Below are 10576 nucleotides of genomic sequence, written 5' to 3'. Positions count from 1 at the left end.
GTAAATTTTAATATTTAAGTCTTCATATATGATTTAAAGTCCTTTGAAATATTGGATAAGAAAAATTTAATATTTGATAGATATATAGTTTAAAAATTAAAAAATATGAAATTTTAGAAATTTATTCTGATAAGCTTGTCAATGTATTTTAAAAATATATCTGAGAACGTCAGAAAGGGGTTAAATTTATCGTTAAAAAATTTCTTGATATGGAAAGTTGAATAAGAAGAAAAAATTGTTTAGGAAGGTTTATATTGAAAATTTAGATTTTTTTAATAAGGAACACTTACTTAGATATTTTAATTTTTATTCAAAATTCAAATACTTTTTTAGTGTATTAAAAACGACATTTTACGAATATGGATTATTAAAATTTTGAATGTGCTAAAAATGAAGGAATTATTCATAAGGGTACTTTTTGTAACAATGAAAAATTTAAAAATCAATTCTTTTAAAAAAATCTTTTAAAAGATTTTTATATCTTTTAAAAGATTTTATATCTTTTAGGTGTCCACAAACACTTGTAAATATTAAGTTTGAGAGCTAATAAAAGTATCATTTTGGGAATTAAAAGTATCGTTTTGGGAGATTAAAAACAACATTTTGGGAATTAAAAGTATCGTTTTGGGAGATTAAAAACAACATTTTGGGAATTAAAAGTATCGTTTTGGGAGATTAAAAATAACATTTTTATTGAAGTGTTATTTTTAATATGGTATAATGATTTTTGAGGAGGAATTTTAAATGGGAAATGAGATTGTGAAATATAATAATGATTTTAATAATCAGGCATTAAGAAACTTTTCGTCAGAAGAATTAAATTTATTAGTCACATTTTTTCATAAACTTAAAGAGAGAGGTACAGATGTTCTTGAATACTCTTTTTATGAATTGAAAAAATTAATAATGCTTGAAAAAAATATGACTGTAAAAGAATTTACTAACACGATTATGAATGTTAATAAAAAATTATTATCATTGAACTATACATACAGAGAAAATAATACAATTGTACAAATGGCAATTTTTAAAACTTTTAAAATAAATTTAGATGAACAGATATTAATGATTTCTTTAAATGAGGATTTTAGATTTTTACTTAATGATTTTAATAAAGAGTGGACTAGATTTGAGTTAGAAGAATTTGTGAATTTAAAGTCTAGTTATGTAAAAGAATTTTATCGTAGAATGAAACAATTTAGAAAAACAGGATTTTGGAGATGTAGTATTGATGAATTTAGGTATTTGATGGATATTCCTGAAAATTATAAGATAACTAATATTGATACTCGTGTTTTAAAGCCAATTATGAGAGAGTTAGGAGAAAAATACAACTTGAAAATTGAAAAAAAATATGGTTTTTCTGGTGGACGGGGAAGAAGCCGAGTTACTGGATTTGAGTTTAAATTCTCTAATGAGAAAAAAGTAGATATTGTAGCAGTTACTGAAGAAGAAGATAATAATAATCCAATTCCTTTGAGCAAACCTAGAAAACAAAAAAAGAAAGAAGAAACAAGGGTAGTTTCAGAAAGAAAAACAAGAATAGTTGAAGCTCCTCCTAAAATAGAAAAAGAAAAAACTTTAAGAAAAAAAATATGGGATAAAATTAATGAAAATACAGAAACAATAGAAAATTTGGAAGCAATATATACAGGGCTAAAAGATAAGATACAATTTAGAAAATTGACTGAAAAATATCCTCAAAAAATAGAGGAGATAAAAAATATGAATATGCAATTAAAAGCTATTTATAACATTGATGAAAATGATTTTACACAAGAAATAATCGAGTTGGCGGAGGATTTGATTATAAAAAAATAATAGGGAAAAATTATTATGTATTCAGTTTGTCAGTCACGACTGACAAACAAAAAATTTGCTTTTTTCATAAATAGTGTTATACTGAAAATAAAGGATAAATATATTTCAGGGAGGATATTATGAAAAAAATATCAATTGTAAATAACAAGGGTGGTTGTGGTAAAACAACAACTGTTTTTAATTTAGCACACTATTTTGCAAAACAGGGATTAAAAACTTTGGCAGTAGATACGGATCCACAACTTAATCTTTCCACAAATTTTGGAGTAAATGTAAATGAATTAAATTCTTCATTGGGAGATTATTTGCTTGAAAGAGCAAATGGCTTTCAGCCTGAAATATTAAATGAAAATTTATATTTAATAAGTGCAGGTTCTGAAGCAGAAAAAGATATGGAAGAATTAAAAAATCAAGGTCCGTATTATTACCAACTATTAAATAATTTTTTAGAAAATTTATCAGAAAAATATGATGTTATAATATTTGATACAGCTCCAGCATTTAATGCTTACACAACTTCAGCAATTTATACTTCAAGCGTTTATCCTGTAATATTACCTGGAATAAATGAACTTTTAGGGCTTAATGCTACGATTAACTTTACACAAGGATTAGGGAAGGACATATCCGGAATTATATTAATTAGAAAAGAGAAAACAGCATTGTCAGATCAGATACAGGAACAGTTGCAAGAAGAATACAAAGATTATTTGTTAAAAAATATAATAAGAAAAAATGTAGCTCTTTCTGAGTGTATTGTTACACATCAATCAATATTTGATTATTCAAAAAATGCAAATGGAGCAAAAGACTATAGTAACTTAGCAGAAGAAATAATGAAAAAAGAGGGTATAAGATGAGTAAAAAATTTAATCTAGATCTTAGTAAAATTAACAGTAAAAAAGTTCCAGCAGTTGCAAAGGTTGAAAGCATTTATGATATAAATTATGAGGAACTTGATATATCGGGAATAGAAAAAGAAAAACTTATAAAATATGAAAACGACATAACTTTCCATAAAGAAAAGTCAATGGAACATATTTTTAAATATTCAAAAGCAATATTTGAAGCCAATCAAATTTTTGCGAACAAAGGAAATGGATTTTTTGGAAAATGGATAGAAAAATTAGGTGTAGATAGGGATAGTGCAAATGTAGCAATAAGAAAATATTCCTTATACTTAAAATATCAAACTAAGGGACTTGAAGAGCCCGAAAAAGTTTTGACATTATCTAACAGAACTGTAAAAACTTTAACAGGGCAAAAAAAAGATGACTTCAAAGAAACTGAAATTATAGAAGTAATTACATCAGATAATCCAACTTCAAAATTAAAAGAGATAGAAGAACAGAAAGAAGCAATAAAATTATCCGATGTAGAAGAAAAAAGAATTTTTTTAACAAGAGAGAAAGTAAAAAGACAGCATTTGATAAAAAAGATAAGAGAAGAAATTAGAGATATTGAGGAAAAAATTAAATCTTTAAATTAAAAGTTCATAGCGACAATGACTTACAGATTAAAAACTCATAGTAGTGATGATGAAGAGCAGTTCTAAAAGGCTGCTCTTTTAATATGGAAATAAATTATTTTTACTTTGAATTTTGGCTTTAACCGAAACAACAAATTTTTACTAAATTTTTTCAGATGAAGCTGGCAGAAAAATGATTCAGTTTTGCGAAGTGGAACGCTCGCATTACGAACTCATTTTTTTGCCTGAAAAGCCCTCGGCGTTTGAGAGCTCGGCAGTAATTTTTGAAAAAAATGACAGGCGAGCCATTCATTTTTAATGAATGGAGGAGCTTTGCAAAGGGCTTTGCCCTCTTGCATTGCGACTGGCCGATGCAGAAATTGAACAGTCCCAAAACCTCTGATTTGCAAAAAAAATTTTAAAGAAGTATAATTAAAATAAATTGAAAAATGAAGAAGCATTTTTTGATAAAAGGGGGAATAAAAATGGCTGAGATTTCAGCAATAAACAACTTTAAGAAATACAATTCTAAATCGGGCAGGAGCAGCATTAACAATGTTGTAAGAGAAGCATTCCGTGAACTGGAGAAGTTTAAGAACAATGTCAATCAGGAACTGACACAGTTTAACAAAATTCTTGTCAAGGATTTATCTGTCCTTGAACGGCAGTATTATGATACAGAAGTTGACAGCAGGAGCAGACAGGAAATTTTGAAGCAAGAAATGGAGTGGATTTGACATACATGCTTTCTCTTGAAAAGTGGGAGCAGTATTACAAGGAAAATCTTGAGTTTTTAAGTAAAAAATTTGGTAAAAATGCACGATGTGTATATGCAGTAATTCACTTTGATGAAAGCACGCCTCATCTGCAGTCGATGTGGACTTTTTCAGAAGAGAATAATCAGAAAGACGAATATACGGTAAGTGATGTTAACACAGCAAAAGTTAAATCAGCTTTAACCAGTGCATTCTTGCGAAGAAATAAGGAGCTTGGGCTAATTGCTGGAACTGATGAGTATAAAAAGGCGTTTGAGGAATTTAAGATTCAGGAGAAGCCCCAAATTATTGAAAGGCAGTTAGCCAAGCTGAACAAAAATAAGTCAGATAAAAAGTTTAAATTTGAGAGTGGGACTTCTCCGTTTACCAAAGATTTTTACAGGACTTTCAATGAAGAATTTGTAAATGATTTTATGGTTAAAAATCCTTCTATTAATGAGTTAAAAAATAAGGTTAAGGTGTTTTCAAATGAAGGTGCGGAAGTTGTAGTCAGAAGGACTGAAAAAGTAAATTCTTCTGAAGATCTTGACAGGACAAAATTCGCTATGGAAAAGGAGAAAAAGGAGCTTGAAAGTAAGATTGGCAGCAATGATTATTCAAAAAATGAGTTTATGAAATATACAGAAATTCTTTCAAAAAGGGAAATTATTGATAAAAAGAAAAAAATTTCAAAGGAAGATTTCTTGAATGAATTTAAAAACTATGAAACAGATTTCAAGGTAAGAAAAAGTAATAAGGAAATTACGGATTTTAAGCGTATTTTCAATATAAAGAAGATAATCAAGGACAAATTAAATCAAAGACAGAATAACAAAAATTTCAAGAAAAATCTTAAAAAAGAAATAAAATTATTTGATGAAGTCTTTAAGAATGTAGATTTTGAAGCAATCAATAAAAAAATAGAAGATTATTCAAAAGGAGAAAAAGTTGAAGAGCTGATCAAGAACAGGGATAACCTTTATTTTGAGATTAAAACACTTGAAACTAAAGCGAGTAATCTAAAAAGTTCAATTAATTTTTTGGAAAAGGAACAAAACAGCAAAAATAATGAAATACGTAATCTTGATGAACAAATCTGGGAAAAGAAAATGGAAGCGGAAAAACCTTACGTCGTTTCAGAAAGGCGGAAACAGGAACTCATTAATGAAGCTCTTAACGAAGCGAGAAAACGTGGAGATACCTTGATGAGAAATATTAAGAAGGACGTAGAAAAGGAGGAAGCCAAGAATAATGCCATAAAGCAGGATATTTTAGATAAAGGACTTCAAATGGAACGAGAACTGCAAGAAATTAATAATAAACGTAGGCGGCTTAATGACATTTATGTAGATTTGGAAGAAAAGAAAAGACGTAGAAAAGCCGAACTTGAAAAGCTGGCCCAGCCAATTATACAAAAAGAAGTTGATAATCTGGTTCGTGAACATTTGAGATACTACGAAGTTACAGACAAGGATATTTTAAATTTTAAAGCAAACAATAAATTTGAATACGATAAGTTATTTGGAGAAGCTGAAGCTAGGGCTTATGAGAAAATTAAGGGAGCTTATATCAGGCGAAAACACGATGCAGGCAATAAATTCATTAAGCAAATAACAAATATGCTTCACGAAGATACCAATGTGAAACTTTCACTTTTAGAGATTGAAAAAACAGTAATAGCGGCAATTGAAAATGTTCCAAACAACACTTATGGCTGGTGGGATGATTTTAAGAATAATCTAAATATTGAGCTGGAAAATAATTTAAAGATAGGAATATTACACGCAATAGAACTAATTCTCAATATGGCAGAAGATTATAATATTTAACAAAAAAAGGACTTCAAGTCCTTTTTTATTTGTAAAAATCTCTTTTTGTAATTTTTAAAACTCCTGTTCCACACATATTTCAATATTTCATTTTTTATAATAATACCTCTGTAATTGTTTTAACTATTCTTCCATATTCATATAAATAACGTATTTAGACATCTTTAATAAATCTCTGTCATTATCTCTAAAACACAACTTCATAGCTTCGCTGAATACATCAGCGTCGACTCTGTTCTTGTTTTTGATAATATCTAATATCGTTCTTTTCTTATCATAGCTAAAAATTTTTCTACCAAAAGGATTTGTTATACTTGTCCTACCAATGTTATAATAATCTTTTTTGTTGTATTTAAAAATAATATTGTCCCTTGTTGATTTAACTCTGCTCACATTATCTCCGAATGGAACAGTCATTACATAAATGAGTGGCATTCTAGTAGATAACCCTTGCAAGTAAGTTGCTGTTTCATGGGAAAAATCAATGCAGTATATATTCAAATTTTCCTGAGTAATCTATGGAGCAAATCAAATTTTTGCTAAAAAAGGTATTGAAACTTTTAACATGCGGATAGAAAAAATAGGGATTGACAGAAATAGTGCGAACATTGCCATAAGAAAATACAAGTTATATCTTGAAACAGAAAATTCCATTGAAAAATTAAAAAAAAATAGAAATATAAAAAAGCTTGCAATTTTAAAAAATGTATGATATATTTAATTTAATAAATTAAATATTGGACGAAAGAAGGTTTTAAAATGAGAAAAAAGAAAACAGTAACAGATCATATTTTGGAAGCTAATAGATCAATAATGGCAGCACAAGAAGAATTAAGAAAAGAAGTTGAAAAACAAGGAAAAATAATAGATAGCCATTCAAAAGAAATAGCAGAATTACAAGATAAAGTAATAGAAATGAGAGATAATGCTATTGTTTTGGAATTAAGACATTTGCCAGGTAAAGCAGTAGCTGAAAAATATAATCTAACTCCAGGAAGAATATCTCAAATAAAAAAAGAAAAAAAGAACTAATTTACTGCAATTCATCTTTTACAAAAATATTTGAAATTACATTGTAATTTAGACATAATTTTATTTTTTATTGTAAATTTTCTATTAAATTTTCTTATGTATATATTGATTAATTTATAGTTTTTAAGTATAAAATATGATAAATAACTTAAAATCCATAGGATAATAGTTAAATTTTTACAAAAGATGAATTGCAACTAATTTAAAAAGTCCTTGACATTTTTATTGAAATAATGTATTATTACAACAAGTGAACGTGAGCAACTTAGAGGGGAGCTCACAAAGTCTTACTTGTCTAATAAAGAAGTAAGACTTTTTTTTTAGAAAAGGAGTGTTATTGATGAGCAGACCATTTCATACATATGAAGAGCAATTGGAAAAGCTTAAAAGCCGTAGGTTAATAATTGATAATGATGAAGAAGTTATAAAAATTTTGAAGAGGAAAAACTATTATGATATTATAAATGGGTATAAAGATTATTTTATAGATATACCAGCTACAACAGCATCTGGTGATGATGTGTATAAAGAAGGGACAAATTTTAAGGATATTGATCTTTTGTATGAATTTGATGCAGAAATTCGTTCTATTATTTTAAAGAATATTTTAAAACTTGAAAATATTATCAAAACAAAAATTTCTTATGTTTTTTCAAAGGAAAAAACACAGGAATTTAATTATTTAAATATCAATAATTACGATGAAACTAAAAAAGAAAATGCGACAAGAGTAATTGCTGAAATATCAAATGTTATAAGAAATTGTATGTCTCAAAATTATACTGGTGGAAGGCAAATATCTCATTATTTGGATATACATAGAAATTTGCCATTATGGGTGCTCGCAAAACAATTAACTTTTGGTAATATATCATATTTTTACTCTTCCATAGAAGAAAGTTTGCAAAAAGAAATATGTGAAGAAATAGCAATTGAATATAAAAAGGAATATGATAAAACTATTATTGTAGATGAAAAGAATATGGAAAAAATACTGAGATTTATAAATAGTATTAGAAATATATGTGCCCATAATGAAAGACTGTACAATATTACAGTAAGAATAAACAGAAATAGAATACATAGGATAACACATCCTCATATAGATTTTACTTTTCGTTCAAAATTATTTGATGTTTTAATAATTTTGAAGTTATTTATTACAAGAAAAGAGTTTCAAATATTAGCGAAGGAAATAAGTAATGAGATAAAAAAATTAGGATCAAATTATTCTACAAAAGTATTTGGCGATATATTAAACCAAACGGGAATTCCAATAAAATGGAAGAGAATTATAGGAGATTTATTGGAATGGGAAGAAATTGATTCAAAGGAAGAAAATGAGAAAATAGAAAAATTTATTTATATCAAACATGGAGATGAAATTGACAGCTTAGCAACTATATCAAAAATAGAAGAAATTTATTTAAAACAGGAAAAGGATTTGACTTTAAAAATAGCGTATGGTATGAAATTAATAGGTTATGTATTTAAGTTGAACATGAAAAAGGTTACCATTGAAAATAAAAAAATAACAGAAGAAGATAAAGATTATATAGAAATTTTATATGAAGAAAAAGAAGTTGATAAATTTGAAGAAGAAAATAATTTTAAAGGCGAGATAATAAAAATATTGAATAAAAAATGAAATAGGAGCGAAATCTCCTATTTTTTATAAATAAAAAAAGAGAGGGTCTCATAAGTCAAAAATAATTTTATTAGAGCGTGTCTGAAAACTATCAGAATGATGAATTTTTAACAAATTTTTCCAAAATCAAAAATAATAAACACTGATTTTATCACGATTTGTATAATTTATAAAATTAAAAAAACATTAAAAATGACATAGATTTCGAGTTTTCAGACACGCCCTAATAAATTTAGAACTTATAAAGGAAGGATATCCACTTATAGATATCAAGTTTACTGATCGAATGAGATATAGCTTTTGATGAATATTATATAAAGCGCAATATATCGGCAATGTCAGATATGTTTGCTAGATATTTAAATCGGAGACTAGATTTATATTTATCTATATTTAGATAAGTAAGAATTAAAAAATTATAATTGAATTTTTTAATAACAAACTAAATTTTTCAATCTACTATTAAATATTTGAAAATAAGAAGACTTATTTATCTACTAAAATAGATATTAAAAACGACATTTTACGAATATAAGTTATTTATTATAGTTGATGTATTAAATAGTTGAATGTGTTATGAATAAAGTGTTTGAATTTATAAGGGTACTTTTTGTAACATAAAAGGGGAGTATTTATAACAATAAAAAATTTAAACATCTATTCTTTTAAAAAATATTTTAAAAGATTTTTATATCTTTTAAAATATTTTATATTTTTTAGGTGTTCGCAAATGCCTATAAAAAAAGGATTTAGAGACTATTTAAAACAAGTTTTTACGACTTTAAAAACAAGTTTATTTTGAAATCTTGTCTTTATATAATATATATGATATAATAATAAAAAGTTAAAAAGAGGTATGGTAATGAAAAATAAAATTGTAAAATATGATAATGATTTTAATACTGTAGGATTAAGAGGATTTACGGCTGAAGAACTTGACTTATTGATGACAATTCTTCATAGAGTAAGAAATAGGGAAATAGAAGAAATTAAGTTTTCTTATTATGAATTAAAGCAGTTAATAAAGTCTGAAAAAAAACCAACAATAGAACAATTTTCAAAATCAATAATGAATATTAATAAAAAATTATTAGCTCTTAATTTTGCTCTTGTAGAAAACGATGAGATTATTCAATTTGCATTATTTAAAGAATTTAGAACGAGTCCTAAAAAACAGATTTTAACAGTTTCAGTTAGTGAGCGTTTTAAATTTTTATTAAATGATTTTGATCCTGGAAAGTGGACAAGATTTGAATTAGAAGAGTTTGTTGATTTAAAATCAAGTTATACGAAAGAATTTTATCGAAGAATGAAACAATTTAGAAGTACAGGCTTTTGGAAATGTGGCATTGAAGAATTTAGAAATTTACTTGATATTCCTGAAAAGTACAGGATTACTGATATAGATGCTTGGGTTTTAAAACCAATTCAAAAAGAATTAGGAGAAAAATACAACTTGAAAATTGAAAAAAAATATGGATTTTCTGGTGGACGAGGAAGAAGCAGAGTTACTGGATTTGAGTTTAAATTCTCCACTGAGAAAAAAGTAGATATTGTAGCAGGTAATGAAGAAGAAGATAATCCAAATCCTTTGAGTAAACCTAGAAAACAAAAAAAGAAAGAAGAGATAAAAGTAGTTCCAGAAATAAAATCAAAAATAATTGAAGCTATCCCAAAACAAGAAAAAGAAAAAACTTTAAGAGAAAAAATAAAAGCAAAATTAGAAGATAACAATATGGAAATAGTAAAATTAAAAGCGATGTATGAAGGATTAAAGGGGAATGTTCAATTAAAAAAAATGACGGATCAATATCCAGGAAAAATTCAAAAAATAAAAGATATAAATATGCAATTAGAAGCAATTTTTGAGGCTGATGAGGAAAATCTTACACAAGAAATAATTAAATTAGCAGAGGAATTACTTGTTAGTAAAGTTTAGAAAAAAAGAAAAAAATTATTACTGTACCTCCAATCTCGAATATGAAATTGGAGGTATATTTTTTGTTTAAATTAACAAGAAAAG

The 10576-nt window shown here is 26.5% G+C and carries 10 protein-coding genes and 1 pseudogene; 10 read left to right on the top strand and 1 reads right to left on the bottom strand.

Features of this window, described 5'->3' with window-relative positions; genetic code table 11:
• Nucleotides 1–744: 744 nt before the first annotated feature.
• The 5 genes from FVE77_RS12245 (at nt 745) to FVE77_RS12220 (ending at nt 5873) form a co-directional block, all read left to right on the top strand.
• Entirely contained in the window at nt 745–1821 is a 1077-nt protein-coding gene (locus tag FVE77_RS12245) for a replication initiation protein (RefSeq protein ID WP_026745127.1), read from the top strand.
• A 119-nt stretch (nt 1822–1940) separates the two neighbouring features.
• Nucleotides 1941–2681, top strand: coding sequence for a ParA family protein (locus FVE77_RS12240; protein ID WP_026745126.1), 741 nt, complete (start codon nt 1941–1943; stop codon nt 2679–2681).
• On the top strand, nt 2678–3310 hold the full coding sequence (locus tag FVE77_RS12235) for a hypothetical protein (protein ID WP_026745125.1): 633 nt from the start codon (nt 2678–2680) through the stop codon (nt 3308–3310). The genes FVE77_RS12240 and FVE77_RS12235 overlap by 4 nt, the downstream gene beginning before the upstream one ends.
• Before the next feature lie 464 nt (nt 3311–3774).
• Nucleotides 3775–4026, top strand: a complete 252-nt coding sequence (locus FVE77_RS12225; RefSeq protein WP_146967975.1) for a hypothetical protein — start codon at nt 3775–3777, stop codon at nt 4024–4026.
• Nucleotides 4017–5873 (top strand): plasmid recombination protein, encoded by a 1857-nt coding sequence (locus FVE77_RS12220; protein ID WP_146967977.1) that lies wholly within the window; start codon nt 4017–4019, stop codon nt 5871–5873. Before FVE77_RS12225 ends, FVE77_RS12220 begins: the two co-directional genes overlap by 10 nt.
• A 123-nt stretch (nt 5874–5996) precedes the next feature.
• On the opposite strand, the gene FVE77_RS12215 is transcribed toward FVE77_RS12220, so the two are convergent.
• Complete coding sequence (locus tag FVE77_RS12215) at nt 5997–6374, bottom strand: type IV toxin-antitoxin system AbiEi family antitoxin domain-containing protein (RefSeq protein WP_211225355.1); 378 nt, start codon at nt 6372–6374, stop codon at nt 5997–5999.
• 64 nt (nt 6375–6438) lie between these two features.
• Here FVE77_RS12215 and FVE77_RS12730 point away from each other — a divergent pair, with 64 nt between their 5' ends.
• The 5 genes and pseudogenes from FVE77_RS12730 (at nt 6439) to FVE77_RS12195 (ending at nt 10492) form a co-directional block, all read left to right on the top strand.
• The gene (locus FVE77_RS12730) at nt 6439–6585 is read left to right on the top strand and encodes a hypothetical protein (protein ID WP_172966429.1); all 147 of its coding nucleotides are present in this window, start codon (nt 6439–6441) and stop codon (nt 6583–6585) included.
• 47 nt (nt 6586–6632) lie between these two features.
• Nucleotides 6633–6905 (top strand): hypothetical protein, encoded by a 273-nt coding sequence (locus FVE77_RS12210; protein ID WP_026745114.1) that lies wholly within the window; start codon nt 6633–6635, stop codon nt 6903–6905.
• A 340-nt stretch (nt 6906–7245) separates the two neighbouring features.
• The gene (locus FVE77_RS12205) at nt 7246–8553 is read left to right on the top strand and encodes an Abi family protein (RefSeq protein WP_051254429.1); all 1308 of its coding nucleotides are present in this window, start codon (nt 7246–7248) and stop codon (nt 8551–8553) included.
• A gap of 223 nt (nt 8554–8776) precedes the next feature.
• A pseudogene (locus FVE77_RS12915) lies at nt 8777–8954 on the top strand (cell filamentation protein Fic); the annotation flags it as partial.
• Between the two features lie 461 nt (nt 8955–9415).
• Nucleotides 9416–10492 carry a replication initiation protein gene (locus FVE77_RS12195; RefSeq protein WP_026745113.1) on the top strand — a complete coding sequence of 359 codons (1077 nt, stop codon included), beginning with the start codon at nt 9416–9418 and terminating at the stop codon, nt 10490–10492.
• The last annotated feature ends 84 nt before the right edge of the window (nt 10493–10576 follow it).

This window comes from Leptotrichia hofstadii (assembly GCF_007990525.1).
Classification (GTDB): Bacteria; Fusobacteriota; Fusobacteriia; order Fusobacteriales; family Leptotrichiaceae; genus Leptotrichia; species Leptotrichia hofstadii.
Note: the sequence above shows the minus strand (reverse complement) of the source record. Positions and strands in the feature narration are given on the sequence as shown.